This is a genomic window from Paenibacillus nicotianae (assembly GCF_042681745.1).
Classification (GTDB): domain Bacteria; phylum Bacillota; class Bacilli; order Paenibacillales; family Paenibacillaceae; genus Saccharibacillus; species Saccharibacillus nicotianae.
Genome location: NZ_JBHUGF010000010.1, coordinates 1,789,317 through 1,813,898 on the forward strand (window position 1 = coordinate 1,789,317; position 24,582 = coordinate 1,813,898).

The window sequence follows — 24,582 nt, forward strand, 5'->3', positions numbered from 1 at the left end:
CCTCTATTCTAATTCTGATCTACATTTAGATGGAAGTACTCTTCGCTGTAACATATGGTTTTTTGACATCACCAATTAATGTACGATCTCCTGAAATACGAACATCTTTATCCAAAATAACGTTTTCTAGCACAGCACCAGCTTCAATTGTGCATTTTTGCAAAATGACTGAATTGACTACGCGTGCGCCTTTTTCAACTTTGACTCCGCGGAACAAAATGCTGTTTTCCACTTCTCCACCAATAATACATCCATTAGCTAAAAGTGAATTTGTAACTTGAGCACTTTCCAGATACTTAGTCGGTGCTTCGTATTTGATTTTTGTTTGAACAGGTTTTTCATGAAATAACTTCATATAGTTATCAGGGTTAAGTAAAGCTAGACTATTTTTGTAGTAGCTTTCCACTGAATTGATCACTGCATTGTAGCCCGTATATTCATAAGCTGCGATTTTGAGACCATTCGGATTATGTTGAATCACATCACGGAAGAAATAGCTTTTGCCATGAGCAATAGAGTAACGAACTTGATCCAAATACAGTGCTTTATCCATAATAAATATTTCTAGATAAATATTGTTATGATCGCGCTCATGGTGAATACCGGATACATAACCATTTTCATCTACTTCTACGCGACGGCAAGGGCCATGTTCTTGCTCAAGTTCTGTTACTTTTTTGTATACAACAGTAACATCTGCGCCTTTTTCTTGGTGATACTTGTATACATCGTTGAAATCAACTTTGTTTACATGTTGCGTACCGCTATTCACTACAATATCTCCAGAACTGCGATGGAAATAGTCCATGTTGTTATGAATATGTTGCAGATCTCCAAGTGAAGTATCAGTCGGATCATGCCAATCCGGTGGCAAGATGAATAATCCGCCACGTTTACGATCCAAATCCCACGGGCGACCTTCACCCAAATGATCCATTAAAGAACGATATTTACGACGCACAAACAAAGCAATATCTTCCATACCTGCATACATCATATTTGACAAAGCAAAATCGATGAGACGATAGCGTCCACCAAATGGAACGGCTGCACCGCAACGGAAATATGTTAATTCATTTAATTGGTCTAGTTCATGATCGAGATTAATAACTCCTACGAAGCCCTTCATTCCCATCACCGTCCTCTTTATTTATAATGACTCATTCGTTATTAGTAAGATTTCGCTCTCATCTTCACGATCCACACCGATTTGCGTACCATCCGGTAATACCATACCATCATCAATAATCGCACGATGGATACGAACATTTTTACCGATTTTAACATTAGGCATAATAACGGAATCTGTAATTACGCTGCCTTCGCCTACTTCCACTCCGAAGAATAGAACAGAATGATTGACTTCTCCATGAACAATACAGCCTTCGTTAATGATGCTATCGCTGACTTTAGCTTCTGGAGAAATATATTGAGCAGGTTGATTCGGGCTACGTGTAAAAATGCGCCAGTTCGGATCATTCAAATCCAATTGTGGATGTTCGGACAACATATCCATATTGGACTCCCATAGACTCTGGATAGTACCTACGTCTCTCCAGTATCCTTCAAATGGATACGCATATAGTGTTTTATCATGATCTAACAATAACGGGATAATATCTTTACCAAAGTCATAAGAAGAGGTCGGATTAGTCTCATCTTGAATAAGATAAGATTTTAGAACATCCCATTTGAACAAATAAATACCCATAGAAGCAAGGGTGCTTTTTGGATGTTCTGGTTTTTCATCAAACTCGTAAATTTTAAGATCATCATCTGTATTCAGCATACCAAAACGGCTAGCTTCTTCCAGCGTGACATTGACAACAGAGATCGTGCAATCTGCGTCTTTTTCTTTATGGTAATCCAGCATTTTTCCATAATCCATTTTGTAAATATGGTCACCGGATAAAATAAGTACATGTTCAGGATCGAATCTTTCCACGAAATTCAGGTTGCGATAGATCGCATCTGCTGTTCCTTGATACCAGCTACTGCCTTCTTCGCGTTCGTGCGGTGGCAATACGAATACTCCACCATTTTTACGATCCATATCCCAATCGTTACCAACACCTATGTATGCATGAAGGACCATGGGTTCATATTGCGTTAATACACCTACAGTATCAATACGTGAATTGGCGCAATTACTAAGAGGAAAATCGATAATGCGATAAGTACCACCAAAATAGACGGCTGGCTTTGCCAGGAATCTTGTTAAACCTTTGAGTCTTTTGCCTTGACCTCCGGCAAGCAACATAGCTACTACTTCTTTCTTACTCATGGAAAAGCCCCCTTCATGTGATTGTCATATAATTTGTAGAGACATGTAGCGCCGAGAGACGATGCCATACAATAAATAATTTATCAATAAGATTGCTATTGATAAAAGGAAGGAGACCGTCCATCAGGATATGTTGCACAAGATAACACTTAGAGATTTTCCTTAAAAACAATACCTGCTATATTTTGTATCCGACAAGCTTCTACAAACTCAGAAGATGCTACAATCAAACTGATATCTTCATTGGAACGCACAAGCCCATGACCTTTGAGTCCATCCGGTTGAAAAGCAACCGAGATATAATGAACAGGGCTTCCATGAATACCTGGAAGTAAAGGAACATGAACCGATTCTTCTACATCCAGACAGTTGATAACAGTCAAAATATTAAGGACTTGAAATCCATTAAGTGGTTTGCCGTTAACAGTAACTTCTGCATCGACTAATTGTACATCTTTGTCAGCATATTGTCGGATAACACTAGCAAGTCGGGGTCCCACCAAATCAGGTCCATCGCTCATAAACCAATCAAAATGCATTAAATGATTAAGATCGATATCTCCTTGCAAATGGAACTTTGGCGTCTTCGCCCAATCTCGTTGAGGTGTGCCTTTTTTGAAGCTCAGATGATCCGGTGAATCATTGAAATTGTACTTAAACCAGTAACGATCCGGATATACATTCGCTGGTGACAGGATATAGCACATACATATCTCTTCCTTTCGGGATTGGCAGACCATTCCATACTATAGTAATGAATGATAAATATACTCATTCCTTGATTATAGTATCTATTTCTACATACGTAGCTGTTGTCCCTGCTTACCACTCATATTAACTTACCCATTTATGCTTTGTATGTGAAAATCTCTTATCTGCCAATCTCCCGGCAAAATATATATACCCGAAAATGTCTATTTCGTCCCTTTTGAGTCATTACGATTTTGTTACAGACTGGCATAGCATTTATTTTATACCAATTTTGCTCCAATTGGATACTAGCAAATAAACGTATGCTTTATTTCAAATAAGTTGCTGCTATTTCACTCATTACACGATTGCTACGGGTGATCTCTTCTCGTCTTGGGATCGGTTCCCAGCGCTTCACATCGTCTAACCATGTTTGCGGTAAAGATACCGGACTTTCTGTCTGCCAATGATCCAACCATTCTTGCGGTAAAGGTAACAACGGATAGGTATCTAGTTGTTGCAGTAAAGGATGATTGCTCATTTCAAGCCATAATAACGACCATGCTCGTGGTACGACGCGCCAGATATCATATCCTCCGCCTCCCAGAGCGACCCATCTTCCCTCACACCATTGATGAGCCGCCTGATGAATCATACGGGGCATCTCCTGATAGATGCGCATAGAACAATGCACATGAGACAACGGATCAAGCGCATGAGCATCACATCCATGTTGACTAATAATAAGATCTGGTCGAGCGCGCTCGATCACTTGATTCAACGTCGTCTCAAAACACTCTAGCCATGAGTCATCTTCGGTATACGGTTCTAAAGGTAAATTTACAGTGTACCCAAATCCTTCACCCGCTCCACGCTCTTCTACCCGTCCTGTACCTGGAAATAAATATTTACCCGTCTCATGAATCGAATACGTAAATACATTCGGATCGGTGTAAAAACACATTTCTACGCCATCTCCATGATGCACATCGGTATCGATATAGAGCACTTTCGCTCCATACGTTTCGCGCACATGAGCGATAGCAAGTGCGGCATCATTATAGATGCAGAATCCGGCTCCTTTTTGTGGCATCGCGTGATGTAGCCCGCCGCCTAAATGAAGAGCATGGGTCGTCTGACCTTCCATCACCATGTGCGCAGCAGTAACCGATCCAGCAGCAATCGACAATGCACTCTGGTGCATACCTGCAAAATATGGGGTATCTCCTTGATGAAGACCGTATTGCAGTGCACGATCAATAGCTTGCTGTGATGGATGCTCCAGACTCAATTGTTTCACAGTTTCTACATATTCAGGAATATGCACTTGTTGCAACAAATGAGAATCTGGCAATTCACTAGGCACAAAGATTTGATCTACAGATAAAGCATTTACTTGTTGTAGTAGATCACGAGTAAGCGTTAATCTACGCTGGTCAAATGGATGATTTTGATGAAATACATACTTCAAGCTATCAGGATGATATACATATATTGCTTTATCCATACATCAATTCTCCTTTCTATCACTCAAATTTAGTACATAAATCGTTGCCGGAATCGAAGTCGATCAAATGCTTCTACTGAAGATTGAGGTACATATTTTCCTACACGCACCATTAAGCAATTGGCAGGATGAGAACAGATTTCAGGATCATCGGTTGCAAACCAGACCATATCGACATTTTTCATTAACTGTTCCATCATTTTGCGATAGTCCCACACACTAAGCCCTGTATTCTCAAGATCCCAATGCCAGTAATACTCTGTTGTAAATACAATCATTCGATCAAGTTGCTCTTCACGAAATGATAGTTGAATCAACTTTTTGGCTAGACCCAGTCCCCGGTACTCGTTGGCGACTTCAACCGCTCCAAGTTCAATCAGATCCTCCATATTGCCTTCTGACCAGCGTTCATATTCATCTGCATAATGAAATGTTACGTAGCCGACAATAACTTCGCCATCACAGGCCATAATAATGCGTCCTTCGTCCAATTCAGCAATTTCGATCAGTGCTTCCCATTGTTCTGCCGGACGACGAAATGCGTCTAATTGAGGATGCATTTTTTTGGTACGAATATATGCTGGTGATACAGGCCCTTCTAATAGTAATGTGCACCGAGAAGACACAAGTGTTTCCGATTGTGGAATTTTCAAATGCTCCATACTGGGATTCCTTTCTTTATAGAAGTATTCAATACTGTAATTAAACATAATCATTTTTATGATAACGCTTTCCTTCTGTTTTTAGTATACTGATTTTTGAGATAAATGTATGTGTAATAAAACAAGAAAAAAACCTTCTCTTATCACGCAAGAAGGTTTTGATTTCTATAGACAAATCTACTATTTTATTTTCTAAAATTATGAATTAGTTTTCAGTGACCAAGCTACGACTAGATGCTGGAGCAGAAGATTTAGGTACATTCACTCTTCCTACAATGTATTTACCAATCTTTATACGATTTAGCAAATTGATTGTAACGTAAGAGCAGACCAATCCTCCTACAAATAGTAAAGGAATCTCAAAATAGCCAAGTGATACAGCAAATGTCTCAACTGCTATATCCATCATTTGTAGATAGAACCAATGTAATAAATAGATTCCGAATGAATACTGACTAACGATAGACAGTATAGCCGGCATTTTTGTCACATTACGAAAAGCTAAAAACAATACGAAAATTAACAAAACTGTAAACAAAATCATATCCATTCGCTTCGATCCAAATCCAAAGCTGGCATACATATTGTTATATATAATGATTGCTAACGATACAGGCAAAGCAGCATAAATCCATACTTTATATTTTTCGATATACTGCATAAAGGTTTGATAATGTTTACCACAATAATACGCTAGAGCAAAATAAAATACCCACCCTGTAAATGGCATCCAGTATCCGCGATCCCAAATATAAGTAATATATTGATTATTACTTGGCGGTGCTACCAGATTAAAGAAAGCAAGATAAGCTACATTAATGATAAGAGCAATACCTAGAACCCATCGTACATCAAAACGGTCAATATACTTATTAAACAATTGATGAAGAATATAAAATTGAAAAATAACCAATACAAACCAGCCATGATAAGCTCCTAGCAGATTGTAGACCACTAGCTTGGGAATCGACCACCCATTCAATATCCCTGACATTACCGCATAAAATACAGCCATACATGCAAAAGGAATCAAAAGAAACTTAATACGCTTGCTATAAAATTGCTTGGGTAACTTATTGGGATACGAGTAAGCCAGCACAAGCGCTGAAATAAAAACAAAAGTCGATGTTCCAAAAGAAAGCAAGCCTGCTAGCGTCCACAGTCCAAATTGAATAGCACCTTCTGTGCTTTCCCCTGTTGTAAATTTAATCGAATGCAATAATACAACGCTCATACAAGCGATCGCACGAATCAATCCTACTTCGCTGATCGTTTTTTTCGCAGACATAGCGTTTAAACTCATTTCGTTAACAACCTCCTCTTCAATTCATCATTTATACAATGCTGTACAATAGGGCTTTGCATCTCTCCTTACTTTCTGTTCTACTGTAATATTAGACATAGCGATATTGCTCAAAAAGAAGATATCAATGATAGGTTATTATTCATTTTGAATTACTATGTTTTTATAAAACAGTTTAATTATTCACTTTGAATCATTTTCATTCGTTATATATTACTACAAAGTTGTCATAATTTATAGTCAAAATGTAAATTCATGATTTTTTTCATAATTATGATGCAAAATGAATTGTAAAAAAAATAATATTTCGCTATGCTATACTACAGGAAAATATAAAATTGAACAATTTGTGAAATCGTAGTATTGTTTTTTGTAAGCGCTATATATGGTAATCGAAACACAAGATCGTATCTCAATAATCATGGAGGTCATTATGGGAAAAGATAACGTGGAAATCATTGCTGTAGAAGCTACACAAGCCAATATGATGGATTATGAGGAAGCTAGTCGTTCTTTTGACTGGGCAGATGTAGAAAAACGATTTTCCTGGCATGAAACAGGTAAGGTTAATCTTGCTTACGAAGCGATCGATCGTCATGCTGCTTCAGAACGTCGTGATCATATCGCTTTGCATTATAGTGATCCTGTACGTAGTGAGTCGTATACATTTGAACAATTGCGCCAACAATCGAATCGTGCTGCTAATATGTTACGCAAGCTAGGCATAGGCAAAGGAGATCGTGTGTTTATCTTTATGCCTCGTACTCCTGAACTGTATTTCACACTACTTGGTATTATTAAAATTGGTGCTATCGCTGGCCCATTATTTGAAGCCTTTATGGAAACGGCTGTTAAAGATCGCTTGGCAGATAGTGGTGCTGTCGCTATAATTACTACACCCAAATTAGTCGAACGAGTGCCTAGTCATGAATTACCTGAACTTCAGCATGTTATTCTTGTTGGAGATGAACAAGAAATTACAGCTCCTTATATTCATTTTGCACAAGAAATGCAAGAAGCTTCTACAGAAGCAGATATTGAATGGGTCGATCTCGATGATGGTCTGATCCTTCACTATACTTCAGGCTCTACAGGCAAGCCTAAAGGGGTCTATCATGTCCACCGGGCGATGATTCAACAAGAGTATACTGGAAGAATTGTATTGGATCTTCAAGAGAATGATATTTATTGGTGTACTGCTGACCCTGGATGGGTGACAGGGACATCTTATGGTATTTTTGCACCCTGGTTAAATGGAGTCACTAATGTTGTACGTGGAGGGCGATTTAGCCCGCAAGATTGGTATGAGACGATTGGACGCTATCAAGTGACTGTCTGGTATAGCGCTCCGACAGCTTTTCGGATGTTGATGGGAGCTGGCGATGAAGTGGTTCAGCAATATGACCTCTCTTCCCTTCGTCATGTATTAAGTGTCGGAGAACCGCTCAATCCTGAAGTTATTCGTTGGGGTTATCGTGTCTATGGACAACGGATTCATGATACATGGTGGATGACTGAGACAGGCGCACAGCTTATCTGTAACTATCCGCGCATGGATATTCGTCCTGGCTCTATGGGACGTCCTATTCCGGGTGTAGAAGCTGCTATTATCGATGATGCTGGTAATGTACTTCCACCTCTACGGATGGGTAATCTGGCGATTAAAACACCGTGGCCATCGATGATGTACAAAATTTGGAACAATCCTGCCAAATTTGAAGAATATACACGTATTCCAGGTTGGTATATTTCAGGAGATTCTGCTTATATGGATGAGGATGGATACTTCTGGTTCCAGGGTCGAATAGATGATGTAATCAATACATCTGGTGAGCGTGTAGGGCCGTTTGAAGTAGAAAGTAAATTAGTAGAACATCCCGCTGTCGCCGAAGCAGGTGTTATCGGTAAGCCTGATCCTGTACGTGGTGAAGTGATCAAAGCGTTTATCTCTTTGCGAGAAGGATATACGGCTACCGAAGAATTGAAGCAAGAGATTACTCGTTTTGTCAAAGAAGGATTATCTGCTCATGCTGCTCCACGTGAGATTGAATTTAAAGACAAGCTTCCCAAAACACGTAGTGGTAAAATTATGCGTCGTGTACTGAAAGCATGGGAATTGGAACTTCCTACAGGTGATCTTTCTACAATAGAAGATTAACTTTCCATATGTATTTCATTTGTGATCGCCAAAAAGCCGCCCTTGTAGATCAAAGGCGGCTTTTTACTATGCTATATATCTATAAGTGATATCGTTTTATTTGTGTTGCTCTTGTTTAATCGAATCAATCATTTCCGCAAGCTTTTGAATAGGCAATGGCTTAGATAATGCACCATTCATACCAGAAGCCAAAATTTGCTTTTGATCATCTTTGAATGCATGAGCTGTCAATGCAATAATCGGAATACGATTATGATTCACTTTGCCCGAGTTACGTATTTCATCTGTAGCTTGAAGTCCATCCATCACAGGCATTTGAATATCCATCAGTATCAGATCATAGCTAGAATCTTTTTCTAATCTGCGAACAGCTTCCAGACCATTTTCGACAAACTCTGCCCGATGACCTAATTTTTCTAGCATACGCATCGTAATCAAACGACTAATACGATCATCATCTGCCAATAATACCTTCAATCCACTAGCATTAGATTCATCTGCTATTTCTACAGGTGGTTCTATCTGCTGGTAAGAAGGAGCATATTCTTGATCTACTCCGTCACTTGTTGAAATATGAGCATAATCCATAGGAATCGTGAATTGGAAAATAGAACCTATGCCCACATCACTATCTACTGTAATATGTCCACCCATTAACTCAACAATCTGCTGACTGATCACAAGCCCTAGACCAGTACCGCCAAATTCGCGTGTCTGCGAATCATCAACCTGACTGAAACTTTTAAATAGTTTGGGCATATCTTTGTCTGCAATACCGATTCCTGTATCTTTTACTTTGAAATGAAGCATTAACTTATCTTCGGACAATTCCTGCCCTTCAATCGAAATCTTAACCGAACCTTGAGTTGTAAATTTGATTGCATTACCAATCAAGTTATTCAGCACTTGCTTTAGGCGATGCGGATCACCAACAACTACTTTGGGTACGCGCTTACCGATATGCAATAATAGATCAATCTTTTTCTCCAAAGCTAATGGACGATGCGCTTTGATTGTAATATCCATCAATTCATGAATATTGTATTCTATATTTTCAAGATTCATTTTTTCCGCTTCGATTTTGGAGAAATCAAGTACATCATTAATTAACGTTAACAACGTTTCCGCACTATTTTGGACAATCTTCATATTATCACGTTGTTCTTGATCGATCTCACTTAACAAGATCAATTCAGTCATTCCAATAATTCCGTTCAATGGTGTTCTGAACTCATGACTCATATTGGCAATAAAACGGCTTTTCGCGCGATTAGCTGCTTCTGCTAATTCTGCTGCGCGCTTGGCTTGTTGCTCCGCTGTTTTGCGATCTGTGATATCAAATTGAATACCTACAAAATAATGACACTCACCATTCCGGTCAAAAATAGGATCTAAATTAATCTCATTCCAAAAAGGAGTTCCTTCTTTGGTATAATTCAAAATCTCGATCACAGCAGATTCTTGCTTAGCTAAAGCTTCGCGAATCTTTTTAACAGCTCCTGGATCGGTATCTACACCTTGAAGAAAACGACAATTATATCCGATCGCTTCATTTTTAGTATAACCTGTCAACTCGGTAAAATGGCTATTTACAAAAACAAGCGGAAAATCCTTTCTTCTTGCATCAGCAATCGTTACCGACGATTTTAAGTTTTGCACTACATATTCCCAATCGACTGCTGCTATTTTAGGATCTATATTCATGGTGCCTCCCAAATATTAATATCAACCTTAACCATTAGTTATATCTATCATATAATTATAGCTAAATTTAAACAAGTATATGATGATTTAAACGAATTTCTATAACAAATCTATAATAAAAAGTACTGAATAAGTGAAAATCACTCACTAATCCAGTACTTTTACAAAAAAATGTATCTTTTTTAATATTGAGCATCCATAAAAAATCTACCTTTTAATACCTTATCCCATACTACAGACGTTGAAGTCTTAGATAATGAGGATTGAATGGTAGACATCATTTGGGCTGAAGTCGGTGCTGGCTCAATCATTTTCAATGTTGCTTCTGTATTGGTAGCATCGAATTGTAGCAGTTTACGTGATTGTTGCCATGATGTCCAGGCAAGTGTAGCACTTGTTTTCATCGATTGATCATGTAAAAAATGACGAATATATTGACGATAACGATGCATTAGTTGTATTCTTCCTGCTTCGTTATCGTTTTTGTAAAATTGATTTTTAAATAGTGATGCGTAATTACTTTCAGCAAAATGACCGCTCAAAAAGTCCATATCTACCCCATGCGTAGCAGCTAAATATTTAGCCGGTGCTTGTAGACCGTCTACTTTGGTGCCCCATGCAAAACGGTACACATAGATCGGTAACGCTTGTGTATCTTTTGTAAATGTATCTGCTACTTGATCTGCATTAAAAGCAGAATATAGCTGACTGCCATACTGCGTGGCTTGCCAGAACTGCTTTTGTTTTGCTGTTGTCCATGAATTGGAAGCGAAATGCTCGCTAAACTGTGGATCATATGCAGCAAATGCATTAAATTCGTTTTTCATACTACCGATCAACATCGGAACACGATTGTATTTTCCGCTCTGCACAACGTCAAATCCATTTTTCGGTAATACATAACCATCGGCAAATAAATGTGGAAATTCAGACATCCGAATCATAACGCTTCCTACTGCTTGTACCAATTGTTTGCTATCTAATGAACGAAGCGTGTGCTGTAAAGTTGAAGCATCGTTTTGTTTAAGATAGCTCAATGCTTCTGCTGTCGTACTGGCTTTACCTGCTTGAACCAGTACTCCGGCTAATTTGCTATCAGAATAAGCTTGTCCTTCCGCCGGTGTAGCTGTAGTCATCCCGCCACTCAAAGGCATTGCTTTAGCGAATAGTCCTTTAGACAGCGGTGAAATAACCAATGCTAATACATCACGTGCACCCGCAGATTGACCGCCAAGTGTAACATTGTCTGGATCACCGCCAAAACTACCAATCTGTTGTTGTACCCATTTCAATGCTGCAATCTGATCTAACAGTGCAAAATTGCCTGAATCTTCTAACCGATTACCACTTTTGATAGCAGTATTGTTAAGCCATCCCAACAATCCTAAGCGGTAATTCACAGTGACTACAACCGATTGGGTACTGGTCGCTAATGACTCTGCTTCCAAAGCGGCAGAGCTACCGGTAACATTACCTCCACCATGTAAAAATACAAGCACAGGCAGATCTGTAGCTGTAGTATGTGGACGATAAATATTAAGATAGAGACAATCTTCATCACCTACTACTTTGCCGGCTGCTAATTGAGTACAGATATTACCTGCCTGACGTGCGTTATAATTTTCAGTAGCAGACGAGGATAGTGGTTGAGGAGCTTTCCAGCGCAAATCACCTACAGGAGCTTGTGCATAAGGAATACCTGACCAGACTAATGTATTATTGTTACCTGTTTGTAACCCTGTAAATATACCAACACTTGTTGGTTGCTTCACATTATTTTGATATTTATAGTTTATCGTATCACTCTTTGTCTGGTTAGATGGAGCGGCTGCTTCAGCAATACTGTTGCTAGACAATACACATATTAATATGAGCAACCACAACCACATTCTTTTTTTGTTCATTTTCATTTGACTACCTCCTTCATTATGTAAAGCAAAAAATCACATCAAGTGAATATACAAAGAAAGGTACATGCTTGAGCTATATTCATCACAAATGAACATAAAAAAACCTAACTCAGCACTTAGAGGTACACAGTAATGTGCCCTTCTATAGCTAAATTAGGTTTTGCCTGCTAAGCGCAGTAACAATCCTTTATATGATGTGTAGTATACACATTTTTGATAACGCTTACAATAGTTTTATAAAAAAAAGCAATCCGCTACTTTCTCTACATTTTGTAAAGAAAATAACGATTTGCTTTTATCGTTTCCAGTGATTTAACACTGTTGTTATTTATTGTAAAACGCGACGAGCTGTTACATAATGCTTCACCCAATAATCTAAATCGAGATTAGAGATCGCAACGCCGTCCAAACTCACACTATTATGAACTAGCTTATTATCGCCAGCGTATATGCCTACATGAGAAATCACATTAGGGTCGCCACCTGAGAAAAAGAGTAAGTCTCCTTTTTGCCATTGTCCACGTTCTACTTCAATACCTACATTTTTCTGGTATTGTGTACCCCAGGCAAGATCAATCCCTGCTTGTCCAAATACATATCGTGTAAATGAAGAACAATCGAATAACGTAGGTGCTTCATTTTTACCATATCCATAATGTGTAATACCTTGTAATGCTAATGCACTACCTAAAATAAGATCAGCCGTTGCTTCATTTAACGGTGAACCTGTTGCAAGTGTAGGCGGAGGTGTAACTGTTACAGGTGGTTGAAAAGGCACATCATCCACTTCTGGAATAGCATCTACAGGTAAACTTGTTAAAACAGGAGTCGCTGATGCAGGCAATGTATAGGAAACATAATCTGTAGATACATATCCTACCGTTCCAGTGCTATCTTTGATTTTGATCCATGATACACTTGGCTGTTCTAACGCTTTGAACGTCTCGCCAACAGGCAATACTCGTAACACATCACTTCCTGTTGTAGGTTGTGCACGAAAGTTAACTCCGCGTTCTACAATACCTGTACCAGGATCATTGTTGCGTGGTACAGGTGTGACCGGTGGTGTGCTTGCAGGTGTCGGTGCACTTGCTTGAGTAATTGTTGGAGCAGTTGGTGTATCTTTGGCAGTCTGCAATTTTGAAGACTGTTCTTGACTAGAAACTGTATTCGATGTGGATGGTGTACTCACCGGATTAGCTTCTTTTGGCGTAGGCGTATAATTAATATAGCTTGCCGATACATAGCCTGTTTTTACTCCTACTTTTACCCGTAACCAGTAACTGTTAACTTCGCGCAGAATCTTAATATTCGTACCAGGCTGAAGTGTGCCATACACTGTACTATCTGCTGTAGGGCCTGAACGGAAGTTAACAGGAAGATTGACTTTACCAACAGGTACTGTTGTAGTTGCTGCTTCTATCATTTGAGGCGTAGAAGTAAGTAACAGCGCTGCGGTTACCAGAGTAATGAGATTTCGTTTCATAGATGCCCTCCTTGAAAATGCTGTTGCCTTCTGTCTGATATGTAGAGTTATGTATGAACCACCAAAAATGACAAGTTCGTCATTAGTTTACCGTGGTTCATTACCACACACTCTTTAAAATGAAACATTAATGTTTCATCGCGATCCTACAACCTGTTTAGGAAACACCTAAATATTCTTTAATTCCAGCTACAACAGCTTCCGCCAATTGTTCTTGAAAAGCATCTGTATACATCAACGCTTCATCGGTTGGATTACTCAAATATCCAGCTTCGATTAATATCGCAGGCATCGTTGTTTCTCTTGTCACATGAAGACTCTTCTGATGAATACCACGATCAGATAATCCTAGCGCAGCTACTACATGCTTATGCACAATTTGCGCGAGTGTTAAGCTGCTTGCACGGCTATAATACATTTCTGTACCACTTGGAGAAACCGCAGAAGTCGTACTATTTCCATGAATCGATACAAATACATCTGCATTCAGATCATTAGCAACTTTCACGCGATCCGGCAAAGTAGGATAACTATCATCACTACGTGTTAATACAAAATCAATATTGGGCTCTTGTTCGAGTAACGCTTGAATTTTGAGCACCACAGGTAATGTAAAGTCTTTTTCATATTTGCCTGTAATACTAATGGCTCCTGAATCTTTGCCACCATGACCCGCATCAATCACTACTAATTTTTTGCCATCTTTACCAGGCCCAGAACCTGGTGTAACTGGTACTGCTTTGGAAGGGGTATCGGTTGGTGTTGTAGTAGGATCACTATTCGGATCAGTAGATGGTGAACCATCTGGATTGGTTACGACTACTGGATCTGTTGACGTATTAGGATTACCTGAGACTTGTGTATTGCCATTATTAGCTGTACCATTTCCATTCGTAATCGTAGAAGCTGGCTTCACTGCCCCGTCTAATTCTACAATCACTACACCTTTGTTATTGTTAATCACTTTGTATTTCTGTGCATTGTTCAGATCCATGACCACACGTACTGTAGAAGGTTGATTGCTAAATAATGAATATCGGATACCAGCTACATCGGGATCACCTGTTACATCTACTTTACCTACATTTCCCAAGTTCATTACTTTACCATCTAAAAATGATTCCGAGAACGCTGTTTTTGGCAAATCAAGCACGATTCGATTAGGATTGGTCAAAGCACTGTATTTAGGTGATGCTGTTCCATTTAAAGTGACGGTTAAACGACTGTCACTAAAGCTAATCGCTTGCAAAGCAGATTGATCGGTCGTATCTGCCGGTGTTGTTGTGTCTGTAGTGTTACCTTTAGCAGGAGTTACTACTTTTTTGGGAGTAGTCAAGTATACCGTTTTGGCTGTATTGTCCCATTTCACAGTAGTTCCTGTATTTTCACTTATAAATCGAAGAGGTACAAGTGTTGTTCCATTTTGCAATAAAGGAGCTTCTGGCAAATCAATCGCTTTATCATCTACTGTAGCTGTATGACTTCCAGCCGCCAGTTGTAATGTCGTTTTGTTTTGCTTAATTGTGGCTGTTTGTGTACGGTTCGACCAGCTTACTTTATAGCCCAATTGTTCAACAATGACACGTAACGGTACCATGACTGTGCCATTAACCGTCTCCACTTGCCCGCTTGCTGGTAAAGCTAACTCTTGCCCATCCAAATTAATATGAGTGCTTTCTGTAATTGCAGCATGTCCTGTAGAAGGCAATACTATCATTAAAATCATTATTAAAGTTAGCATCCACAAACCTGTTTTTTTCATGTTATCCCTACCATTCCCTGGTTCACATTATGTATGATGCGATGTCCCAGTCATTATTGTGATACAACTGCATGTCAAAAAGCTCCATTGTGTAGTCAAAAGGAAAGACTGAATACCTTATTTATCGGTAAGTTCAGACGTAACCTTTAAGCGATTGCAACATTTTTATAACATTCTTGTTATTTATTTCGCCAATTACATATACAACTCCTTTTAAAAAGAAAAATCGTTTATTTAAAAAAACAACTTTGTCAGCAAAATCAACTTGGTTATACGTAATCTTTACTATGTAACAACAGTTATATCATAAAGCGTATCTGTTGCATTGTAAATCATCAGTGTAATTTTTAACGTATTGTATACTAGCTATCTTGATATCCTACATATTGCTACAACGTATACCTAAGTATACAAAACGTAATTTGCGAATCTCTATTGTCAAAAGTGCTAAAATATTGAATTTTTATAGGTTACATTGGAAAGACAGTCAAGCTACAATAAATGATGTTCCTTGCTGAAAGGAATAATTTTTAGAAGTTAAATGTAAACGCATACAATAAAATTCTAGGAGGTTATTTATGTTCAAGTGGTCTGGTAAAATCATGAAGCGTATATCCGGGGTTGTACTTAGTCTTTCGATTCTTACAGGGTTAAGTTATAGTGTCGCTCCGCTTACTCCTACAGTCGATGCAGCGACTTTTGCTAAAGGTGCTGATGTGGGCTGGTTATCTGAGATGGAATCGTACAACTGGGCTTTTTATAATGATGCTGGTGTCAAACAAGATGCTCTGCAAATTTTAAAAGATCATGGGATGAACTCGATTCGCCTACGTGTATGGGTGAATCCAGCTAAAAACTTTTCTAATAAAGCAGATGTGATCAAGCAAGCTGTTCGTGCTAAACAAATGGGCTTCCGCATTATGATCGATTTCCATTATAGCGATGTATGGGCTGATCCTGCTAATCAGACCAAACCAAAAGATTGGGCGAATAAAGATTTTAACGGATTAATGAAAGCTGTCTATGATCATACGTATGATGTTCTAACCGCTCTCAAAGCTCAAGGTGTGACTCCAGAATGGGTACAAGTAGGTAACGAAACGAACAATGGTATGTTGTGGGAAGAAGGACGCGCTTCAGCCAATATGAAAAATTTCGCATGGTTGATTAATTCAGGTTATGATGCTACCAAAGCGGTAAATAGTAGCACAAAAGTGATCGTGCATTTATCAAATGGATATGATAATTCGTTATACCGCTGGATGTTTGACGGGCTCAAAGCTAATGGTGCTAAATATGATGTCATCGGAATGTCGCTTTACCCAGAGAAAAATAATTGGCAAACTTTGAATCAACAGACGTTGACCAATATGAATGATATGGTTGCTCGTTATGGCAAAGAAGTTATGGTCTGTGAAGTAGGTATGGATGCAAGCGATCCTACGACTTCCAAAGCATTTTTGACTGATATTTTGAACAAAACACGTTCGGTGTCCGGTGGTAAAGGGTTAGGCGTATTCTACTGGGAACCTGAATCTTATGGTACATGGTACGCTTACACTAAAGGCGCTTTTGATTCTAAAGGAAAAGTAACGATTGCTTTGGATGCGTTTTTGAACTAAAAGCTTGAATGATCATTAGGTTAGTGCTGAAAAGAGAAGTCGCTTCAGGAGCAGTAATATGCTTGTCGTCGCTGTTGAAAAAGAATGCTTTGAATAGCTGCCAGGCAGTCGGCTTTTTTTTCAAAGGCGAGCGCTTCGCTTGTTCAGGACTATACTTTCCTTTCCGATTGTATAATGAGGTACATTTGGATGGAAGTAATCTATTGAGCAGACATCATGTGGACAAAGGAAAAAGAGCTATTGAGGCTGTGTTGTTGACAGCACAATAGCTCTTTTTTTTAGATAAAATAGATTATATCTGTTCGGGTTTGGCTAGGTTCCAGATGTGTAAAGATTGTACTTGCGTGATGCCGTTGGAATATAAAGCTATTCCTTGTGATTCTGGTTGTGGGTAAATGCGTCCGGTCATTACTTTTTCACCATTTTGTAAAAACACTTCGACAGAAGACAAGTCTACAAAAATACGTAAGTGTAGCTTTCCTGCTGGTGTGGCTAATGAAGTAATACGTTCGCCACCGGGTCCGATACCGGATTGATCACGATTGAAACGGAATAATTGCTCTAACGGTGAGTAACTAAGTACTGTTGTTTCTGTTTCGCCTGTACGTAAATGGATAGCAAATTCTTCGGCTTTGGTAACATCAACGTTCAGTTCGATCTCGTAACTTTCACCTGTGTATTCAAGTACTTGTTGTCCTTGAACTTCAAATGATTCGGCATGTAATCCATCTAAGCGATATTGTTCTAACTCTGCTACAGGACGGAACAATAAGTGTTCGCCTTCACGAATCACTTCACGCGGTAATGTCATAGCCCCTGCCCAATGATGCCCATTTTGTGTAGGCATCGATGCTTCCCAGCTATCCATCCAACCGATCATAATACGTCTACCCTGATCATCTAAGGTCGTCTGACAAGCATAAAAGTCAAAACCATAATCGATTGGAATATACTGATGATAATCAAAAACACCTGTATCGGTATTTAGCTTACCGATCATATAGACGGTAGAATGCAAATTATGATAATTATTGCCTTGAGGTGCCATTCGTTGCGGGGACATCATTAATACATCTACCCCATCTAATTCAAATACATCAGGGCATTCCCAGTTATCGCCCAGTGTACCATCGCTTTGCGCCATTACATTGACATATTCCCATGTATGCAAATCAGCAGAACGATATAACAAAATCAATCCTTTGCCTTGATCATCATTAGAGCCGAGTACCATATAGAATTGTCCATCCCGTACAAATACTTTAGGATCGCGAAAATCTTTTTGACTGGTATGAGCCGGAATCTGATCTGTATTAATAACCGGATTATGAGCATCTTTTGCAAAAAGAATACCATCTTGAGATACGGCTATATTCTGAACTTGGTAATAGTCTTTAGTGATATCAGGCCCTGTCATAATATGACCTGTATATAATAGATAAAGATTTTCATTATGTTCTATCGCACTTCCTGAAAAGCAACCGTCACGATCATATGGTTGATCCGGCGCCAAAGCAACAGGGAGATGTCTCCATTCTACTAAATCTTTACTTACCGCATGTCCCCAATGCATCGGCCCCCACACCGGTTGATACGGATGATATTGATAAAATAAATGATATTCTCCATTGTATTGAATAAAGCCATTCGGATCATTGATCCAACCAAACTCGCCCATAAAATGATAATGTAAACGATATTGATCTACTAATAAATGCTTGGATTCAGCAATAAATGAATTAGCTCGCTCAATACTGTAGCTCATCAGTAATCTTCCCCTTCTTTGATTGAATAAGAAAGTTTTTTATTATTGAAGTAAATCATACACATTACGGCTTGTGTATTCTATATAAAATACTGGCAAAGTGACAAGGTGTCATATCAAGGTAGTCATTATCCCTTATTGCGTATCAATCGGTTAACATATCTTTTATAAAAAAACCTCCACACTACATGGTGGAAGCTCTCTCAATCAAAGTGACATCTAGCTGATTTTGGATGACATAGTCTTCATTATTAATTTGTTGGCTCAATAATGTGATCGACAACTTTCCTATTTCTTCAATCGGCTGACGAATCGTTGTAAGGGATGGTGTAATCCAGGGAGCAACACTTACATCGTCATAACCAACGACTTTGATTTGTTCAGGGACACTAATTCCCATTTCCATACATTCTTTGATTACATAAGCTGCAATAATATCACTTGTCGCAAATATTCCATCGAGATCTGGATGATCTAATAACATATCGCGAATCAATTGCTGATATTCTCGCGTATGGAAAACATTGATATCTGTTTCGATTACAATATGTTCAACATTATGTACATTGACCACATCCAAAAAAGCTTTACTTCGCTCATTGGCAAGTAGATTCAACTGTAAGTTTCCACAAATATGAGCAATCTTACGGCATCCTTTACGAATTAGCAATTCGGTTGCCAGCTTGCCTCCCATATAGTTATCCGAAGAAATAAAAGGAATATCCCCTATTTGACGATCAAATGTAACAATAGGGCTTTGCACATTTAGATATTGTTCTGTTTCCAGTGTATGGCTACTCATAATAATGCCATCGACTCGATTACCACGCATCATATCGATATATTCTTTTTCTTTGATCGGATCAAGATGCGAGTTACATAGTAAGACCTTCATTCCTTTTTCATAAGCAAAATACTCAATATGACTAGCAAATGAAGCAAAAAAAGGATGCGACACATCCGGTACGATCAACCCAATAATATTGGATTGCTTATTTTTGAGTGAACGTGCAATTTCGTTCGGTTGGTAGTTCAACTCTTCCATCGAAGAATATACTTTTTTGCGAGTCTTATCACTGATATAGCCCCTGTTATTTAATACCCGGGATACTGTTGTTGGAGTGACGCCAGCATGTTTGGCGACATCATGTATGGTCGGCATGTCTCTCCCCCTCTTGATAATTTGAATAATAAACAATAAATGTAAACGGTTTAACTTTCTCTATATAGCAATATACGTTTCTTTCAGATTTCAATATATATGAAAGTACAACAATATTCAATGTTATTTTAATTGTTTCGACATATAATTTATCTGAAGGTGATATTTATAGCCAATCTATATCAAAATAAAGATTAAAATTGAATCGTATATAAAAATAAGGAAGGAATGAACGTTCCATTCCTTCCTTGCTTTTATGATTTATACACTTCTTTTGAGAACACGAATACCATAAGCTGGAACCTCTAATTTACTGGATATTCCATTGTTATCTCCTTCTTCCAACAGATCGTAATAGGTATGTTGATCCAATACAATCTGTTGGGAAGTTGATGTGTAATTCTGAATAAACAGAAATTCATCTTTGCCGTTTGTACGTGAGTGAGCAGTTACGCCTTCAGGTAAATCGACCGCTAATGTGCGCTTGATTTCTTGACGTTCTGTTAATTTTCCAATGAATTCTTGTAAGAAAGAATACTCTGTACGAGCAGCAATATAATAAGCTTCCCCTTGACCAAATGCGTTTACCGTCAGTGCCGGACGATCTGCATAAAAGTCATCTCCATATACAGCTAATGCTTGTGCATTTTCCAAATGAATCAAATCACAAAGTTCTTTCACTTCATACGTACCCTGCAATTGTAATGCATTATGATCTTTCATTTTCAATTGGTTACGATCATGATCATGCAATCCATCAATTTCTTCTGACCAGATGCCCAATACATTACGCAATGGACCCGGGAATCCGCCAAGGAAACATAAATCTGTCTCATTTACGATACCTGACCAATACGTACTTACGAGTGTTCCGCCTGCTTCTACAAACTTCTCCATTCGCTCGCCTACACCATCACGTACCAGATACAGCATAGGAGCTACAACGATTTTGTATTTAGACAAATCTTGATCCATATCGATCACATCAACAGGAATACCACGTTCCCAGAAAGGACGATAGCAATTGAGTACAGTCTCATCGTATTTCATCCCGATATTACGAGGGCCTTGACTGTCCTTAATCGCCCAGCGATTTTCCCAATCATAGATAACAGCCACTTCTGCATTCACATGACTACCTACGATATCTTGCATACTGGACAATGCTTGTCCCACATCCTGCACATCTTGAAATACGCGTGTATGCTCATGACCTACATGATCTACAACAGCGCCATGAAATTTTTCGCTTGAACCGCGACTTTTGCGCCATTGGAAATACTGTACAGAATCTGATCCATGTGCAACAGCTTGTAATGAAGACAACATATGCATATTCGGACGTTTATTTTTACTGACTTCTTGCCAGTTGGTTAAGCTTGGAGTACTTTCCATCAATAAGAATGGCTTTTGCTTGATCGAACGAACGATATCATGCATAAATGCAATACTTGCGCCTTGTACAGCATCTCCTGCTTGATCATGCCATGTTGGATAACTATCCCATGACAATACATCCAGTAGATCAGCGAACTTCCAATAATTGAGTCCATCAAAATTACCAGTAAACATAAAGTTAGTCGTTACAGGCAATAGACGATTGATTTTACGCAAAGGCTCTATTTCATGACGGCAAAAATCTACTGTTTGATCGGTAACAAAACGACGCCAATCCAAATTCATACCATGCACTTGAGTCTCACCATGCGGTGCAGGCGATTCAACTTGAGACCAATCAGTATAAGTATGGCTCCAGAAATTAGTCCACCATGCTTCATTAAGATTATCCAGTGTAGTGTATTTGTCCTGTACCCATGTGCGGAACGCATCCTGACAATAATGACAATGACATTCGCCACCGTATTCATTAGAGATATGCCAGCCGATGACTGCCGGATGTTCTCCATAACGTTCTGCTAATTTGGTATTCATTGTTTCTACTTTTTCGCGGTAGACTGGAGAAGTAAAACAGTGATTATGACGGAAACCATGCAGATTACGCACACGATTCGCTTCTACACGCAATACTTCAGGATATTTCGCAGACATCCATGCTGGACGTGCTCCACTTGGTGTAGCCAATAATGCTGAGATGCCATTTGCTGCAAAATTATCTAAAATGCGATCTAACCACTCAAAGTTATACACACCTTCTTCTGGTTCTAACGCTACCCAAGAAAAAATGCCTACAGACATTACATTACATTTGGCTAATTTCATTAAGCGAATATCTTCTTCTAAAATATCGGGACGATGTTGCCATTGTTCAGGATTATAATCAGCTCCATGAAGCATTTGGTTCCACGTTGGTTCAATAGTTGTCATGATAGGCTCCTTTAATGGTTAAATATTTGCCTTAGTTAGACCGCTCCGGGAACAAAATCATTCTTGTCGTCGTTGGTAAAGTCAGATATCTTGATTGACTGCTAGGCAGTCGATATCTGACTTTAAAGGCGAACGCTTCGCTCTTTCAGAATTGATTTTGTTCCCTGCGCTCTGATAAGGGAGCAACTTTTTAAAAGATAAAGTGCGCCCTTTGCATGGTGGTGGCAAGGGTAAGGATAGATGCTTAAAAGATTTTGGTTACTATTCTTTTACTGAACCTAAAGTCATTCCTTTAACAAAGAATTTTTGTAGGAACGGATATACGATTAAGATTGGTGCTGCGCCGATAAAGATTTGAGCGGCTTTGACGGTTGTTTGAGAGATCAATTCCATTTCTTTCGGGCTTGAGCTCATTGAACTCATATCTTGTTGAATAATAACGGTTTGCAAGAAAGTTGCTAGCGGGAATTGGCTCGCATTGTTTAGATATAATAGTCCATCGAACCACGAGTTCCAGTGGAATACCATGCTGAATAATGTAATCGTTGCGATCGATGGTAATGAGATCGGTAAGTAGATTGTAAACAATGTACGGAAAGGGCCTGCTCCATCGATAAATGCGGCTTCTTCCAGTTCTTTAGGAATTCCGCGGAAAAAGTTAAGCATTAGAATCACAAGGAATGTATTGACAGCACCAGGCAATACCAGTACCCAGAATGAATCAATCAAGCCTAATTTCTGAATAACGATATAGAATGGCACCAATCCACCTGTAAATACCATGCTGAATACAAAAATCCAAGAGTAAATATTACGTCCTTTGAATACCGAGTTGTCTTTAGACAATGGATAAGCAGCTAGAAAGGTTAGACATAATGTGATCGCTGTACCGATAACTGTACGTAATACCGATATCCAGATCGAATGCAAAAATACTGGATTAAACATGGTCTTTTTGTATGCTTCTAATGAAAATTGAATCGGCCACAAAGCGACTAGATTCGCATCTGCTGCCGCTTTGGAACTAAGTGAAATAGCCAGTACATGCACTAAAGGTATGATACACATAATCGATAATAGGATAAGCAAAATAGTATTAAATACATTAAAAACGCGATATCCTTTAGTTTTGAAATACATATTCTCCCTCTTTCCTTTACGTTTCGCTTTTTAAATGATCCGTTGATGTGGTACGAAGGTTACTGCATAACCTTTAGAATATACGGTAATTCGCCCATTTGTATGCCAAACGGTAAGACAGGAGAATAAGAATCATACTGATAACTGATTTGAATAATCCAATCGCTGTACCAAAGCCCATTTCACCATTCAAAATCGCTGTCCGATATACGAAGGTATCGATAATATCGCCTTTCGCATAAACAAGCGGATTGTATAAGTTAAATATCTGATCGAATCCAGCGTTCAATACATTACCAAGTGCCAGCGTACCAACTACCGCTACCATAGGAATCATTGAAGGGATCGTTACGTACAATGTTTGTTTGAATCGAGTCGCTCCATCCATCTCTGCTGCTTCATAAAGAGAAGGATTAATACCTGCTAATGTTGCCAGGAAAATGATCGTATTGTATCCAAATTCCTTCCATACATCAGATGCAATGACTGTGAACCGGAACCAGTCATTATCCCCGAGAAAGAAGATCGGTTGTACACCGAATGTGCTAAGAATACGGTTAGCAAATCCATCTGTTGCTAGCAAATCAATTAAAATACCACCTAAAATAACCCATGAAAGAAAATGCGGTAAGTATACTAATGTCTGAATCGTACGTTGCAATTTCACACGACGAATCTCATTTAACAAGATCGCAAAAATAAAGGGCACAAATAAATTAAAGATTAATTTTAACACTGCAATAACTAATGTATTCCAGATGACCTGTATGCTATCTTGTCGTTCAAATAAATAACGGAAGTTAGCCAGTCCTACCCATTCGGAACCTGTAAATCCTAACCATGGCTTATAATCTTGAAATGCCATTACAATCCCAGCCATCGGTACATAACTAAAAATAAGCAAGAAAATCATAGATGGTAGCAACATCACATGGAACGGCCACGTTTTTCTAAGTGTTTTCATTTCTCTCCTCCTAATACCTTGTATATCGTTTTTCCTCTATATTTCTATATCTCTATATATTGCTGTTCAGTAGATAGGAAGAAAATAACGACTCTGGATAGAGTCGTTATTTTCTCATATCCTTTTGTTACTGTTCGA

The 24,582-nt window shown here is 38.8% G+C and carries 17 protein-coding genes; 2 read left to right on the forward strand and 15 right to left on the reverse strand.

The annotated features are described in order from the left end of the window. Positions 1–25: 25 nt before the first annotated feature. The 6 genes from glgD to ACFSGI_RS11945 all read right to left on the reverse strand — a co-directional run bounded on the left by glgD (position 26) and on the right by ACFSGI_RS11945 (position 6,446). Positions 26–1,129, reverse strand: a complete 1,104-nt coding sequence (gene glgD, locus ACFSGI_RS11920; RefSeq protein WP_204825002.1) for a glucose-1-phosphate adenylyltransferase subunit GlgD — start codon at positions 1,127–1,129, stop codon at positions 26–28. A gap of 21 nt (positions 1,130–1,150) precedes the next feature. After that, entirely contained in the window at positions 1,151–2,284 is a 1,134-nt protein-coding gene (locus tag ACFSGI_RS11925; protein WP_204824345.1) for a glucose-1-phosphate adenylyltransferase, read from the reverse strand. 149 nt (positions 2,285–2,433) lie between these two features. Next, positions 2,434–2,991: an imm11 family protein gene (locus tag ACFSGI_RS11930; RefSeq protein ID WP_204824346.1), complete on the reverse strand. Its 558-nt coding sequence runs from the start codon at positions 2,989–2,991 to the stop codon at positions 2,434–2,436. A gap of 311 nt (positions 2,992–3,302) precedes the next feature. Continuing rightward, positions 3,303–4,481 (reverse strand): acetoin utilization protein AcuC, encoded by a 1,179-nt coding sequence (locus tag ACFSGI_RS11935; RefSeq protein WP_204824347.1) that lies wholly within the window; start codon positions 4,479–4,481, stop codon positions 3,303–3,305. A 29-nt stretch (positions 4,482–4,510) separates the two neighbouring features. Then, positions 4,511–5,143 (reverse strand): GNAT family N-acetyltransferase, encoded by a 633-nt coding sequence (locus ACFSGI_RS11940; RefSeq protein ID WP_204824348.1) that lies wholly within the window; start codon positions 5,141–5,143, stop codon positions 4,511–4,513. A gap of 205 nt (positions 5,144–5,348) precedes the next feature. Then, a complete protein-coding gene (locus tag ACFSGI_RS11945; protein ID WP_204824349.1) occupies positions 5,349–6,446 on the reverse strand; it encodes an acyltransferase family protein in 1,098 nt (365 codons plus the stop codon). A 433-nt stretch (positions 6,447–6,879) separates the two neighbouring features. Between ACFSGI_RS11945 and acsA the strand changes: the two genes are divergently transcribed. Then, positions 6,880–8,604: an acetate--CoA ligase gene (acsA, locus tag ACFSGI_RS11950; protein WP_204824350.1), complete on the forward strand. Its 1,725-nt coding sequence runs from the start codon at positions 6,880–6,882 to the stop codon at positions 8,602–8,604. A gap of 96 nt (positions 8,605–8,700) precedes the next feature. Here the strand turns inward: acsA and ACFSGI_RS11955 are convergent, their stop codons facing one another. From ACFSGI_RS11955 to ACFSGI_RS11970, 4 genes are all read right to left on the reverse strand, one after another. After that, positions 8,701–10,308 carry an ATP-binding protein gene (locus tag ACFSGI_RS11955; RefSeq protein ID WP_204824351.1) on the reverse strand — a complete coding sequence of 536 codons (1,608 nt, stop codon included), beginning with the start codon at positions 10,306–10,308 and terminating at the stop codon, positions 8,701–8,703. 182 nt (positions 10,309–10,490) lie between these two features. After that, complete coding sequence (locus ACFSGI_RS11960) at positions 10,491–12,218, reverse strand: carboxylesterase family protein (RefSeq protein ID WP_204824352.1); 1,728 nt, start codon at positions 12,216–12,218, stop codon at positions 10,491–10,493. A 328-nt stretch (positions 12,219–12,546) separates the two neighbouring features. After that, positions 12,547–13,704 (reverse strand): C40 family peptidase, encoded by a 1,158-nt coding sequence (locus ACFSGI_RS11965; RefSeq protein WP_204824353.1) that lies wholly within the window; start codon positions 13,702–13,704, stop codon positions 12,547–12,549. A 157-nt stretch (positions 13,705–13,861) separates the two neighbouring features. Then, positions 13,862–15,466, reverse strand: a complete 1,605-nt coding sequence (locus ACFSGI_RS11970; RefSeq protein ID WP_379283290.1) for an N-acetylmuramoyl-L-alanine amidase — start codon at positions 15,464–15,466, stop codon at positions 13,862–13,864. Positions 15,467–16,044: 578 nt separating this feature from the next. Between ACFSGI_RS11970 and ACFSGI_RS11975 the strand changes: the two genes are divergently transcribed. Continuing rightward, positions 16,045–17,088: a glycoside hydrolase family 53 protein gene (locus ACFSGI_RS11975; RefSeq protein WP_379283292.1), complete on the forward strand. Its 1,044-nt coding sequence runs from the start codon at positions 16,045–16,047 to the stop codon at positions 17,086–17,088. 292 nt (positions 17,089–17,380) lie between these two features. Here ACFSGI_RS11975 and ACFSGI_RS11980 read toward each other — a convergent pair whose 3' ends face one another. The 5 genes from ACFSGI_RS11980 to ACFSGI_RS12000 all read right to left on the reverse strand — a co-directional run bounded on the left by ACFSGI_RS11980 (position 17,381) and on the right by ACFSGI_RS12000 (position 24,444). Next, positions 17,381–18,853, reverse strand: a complete 1,473-nt coding sequence (locus ACFSGI_RS11980; RefSeq protein ID WP_204824355.1) for a glycoside hydrolase family 32 protein — start codon at positions 18,851–18,853, stop codon at positions 17,381–17,383. 184 nt (positions 18,854–19,037) lie between these two features. Then, on the reverse strand, positions 19,038–20,015 hold the full coding sequence (locus ACFSGI_RS11985) for a LacI family DNA-binding transcriptional regulator (protein ID WP_204824356.1): 978 nt from the start codon (positions 20,013–20,015) through the stop codon (positions 19,038–19,040). 261 nt (positions 20,016–20,276) lie between these two features. After that, the gene (locus ACFSGI_RS11990) at positions 20,277–22,340 is read right to left on the reverse strand and encodes a beta-galactosidase (RefSeq protein ID WP_204824357.1); all 2,064 of its coding nucleotides are present in this window, start codon (positions 22,338–22,340) and stop codon (positions 20,277–20,279) included. Positions 22,341–22,601: 261 nt separating this feature from the next. Then, complete coding sequence (locus tag ACFSGI_RS11995; protein ID WP_204824358.1) at positions 22,602–23,480, reverse strand: carbohydrate ABC transporter permease; 879 nt, start codon at positions 23,478–23,480, stop codon at positions 22,602–22,604. A 73-nt stretch (positions 23,481–23,553) separates the two neighbouring features. Further along, a complete protein-coding gene (locus ACFSGI_RS12000) occupies positions 23,554–24,444 on the reverse strand; it encodes an ABC transporter permease (RefSeq protein ID WP_204824359.1) in 891 nt (296 codons plus the stop codon). Positions 24,445–24,582: the final 138 nt, after the last annotated feature.

What these genes read in the sequence shown, in the direction of transcription:
- glgD (WP_204825002.1), bottom strand. Translation starts at nt 1,129, where the DNA reads ATGAAGGGCTTCGTAGGAGTTATTAATCTCGATCATGAACTAGACCAA.
- ACFSGI_RS11925 (WP_204824345.1), bottom strand. Translation starts at nt 2,284, where the DNA reads ATGAGTAAGAAAGAAGTAGTAGCTATGTTGCTTGCCGGAGGTCAAGGC.
- ACFSGI_RS11930 (WP_204824346.1), bottom strand. Translation starts at nt 2,991, where the DNA reads ATGTGCTATATCCTGTCACCAGCGAATGTATATCCGGATCGTTACTGG.
- ACFSGI_RS11935 (WP_204824347.1), bottom strand. Translation starts at nt 4,481, where the DNA reads ATGGATAAAGCAATATATGTATATCATCCTGATAGCTTGAAGTATGTA.
- ACFSGI_RS11940 (WP_204824348.1), bottom strand. Translation starts at nt 5,143, where the DNA reads ATGGAGCATTTGAAAATTCCACAATCGGAAACACTTGTGTCTTCTCGG.
- ACFSGI_RS11945 (WP_204824349.1), bottom strand. Translation starts at nt 6,446, where the DNA reads ATGAGTTTAAACGCTATGTCTGCGAAAAAAACGATCAGCGAAGTAGGA.
- acsA (WP_204824350.1), top strand. Translation starts at nt 6,880, where the DNA reads ATGGGAAAAGATAACGTGGAAATCATTGCTGTAGAAGCTACACAAGCC.
- ACFSGI_RS11955 (WP_204824351.1), bottom strand. Translation starts at nt 10,308, where the DNA reads ATGAATATAGATCCTAAAATAGCAGCAGTCGATTGGGAATATGTAGTG.
- ACFSGI_RS11960 (WP_204824352.1), bottom strand. Translation starts at nt 12,218, where the DNA reads ATGAAAATGAACAAAAAAAGAATGTGGTTGTGGTTGCTCATATTAATA.
- ACFSGI_RS11965 (WP_204824353.1), bottom strand. Translation starts at nt 13,704, where the DNA reads ATGAAACGAAATCTCATTACTCTGGTAACCGCAGCGCTGTTACTTACT.
- ACFSGI_RS11970 (WP_379283290.1), bottom strand. Translation starts at nt 15,466, where the DNA reads ATGAAAAAAACAGGTTTGTGGATGCTAACTTTAATAATGATTTTAATG.
- ACFSGI_RS11975 (WP_379283292.1), top strand. Translation starts at nt 16,045, where the DNA reads ATGTTCAAGTGGTCTGGTAAAATCATGAAGCGTATATCCGGGGTTGTA.
- ACFSGI_RS11980 (WP_204824355.1), bottom strand. Translation starts at nt 18,853, where the DNA reads ATGAGCTACAGTATTGAGCGAGCTAATTCATTTATTGCTGAATCCAAG.
- ACFSGI_RS11985 (WP_204824356.1), bottom strand. Translation starts at nt 20,015, where the DNA reads ATGCCGACCATACATGATGTCGCCAAACATGCTGGCGTCACTCCAACA.
- ACFSGI_RS11990 (WP_204824357.1), bottom strand. Translation starts at nt 22,340, where the DNA reads ATGACAACTATTGAACCAACGTGGAACCAAATGCTTCATGGAGCTGAT.
- ACFSGI_RS11995 (WP_204824358.1), bottom strand. Translation starts at nt 23,480, where the DNA reads ATGTATTTCAAAACTAAAGGATATCGCGTTTTTAATGTATTTAATACT.
- ACFSGI_RS12000 (WP_204824359.1), bottom strand. Translation starts at nt 24,444, where the DNA reads ATGAAAACACTTAGAAAAACGTGGCCGTTCCATGTGATGTTGCTACCA.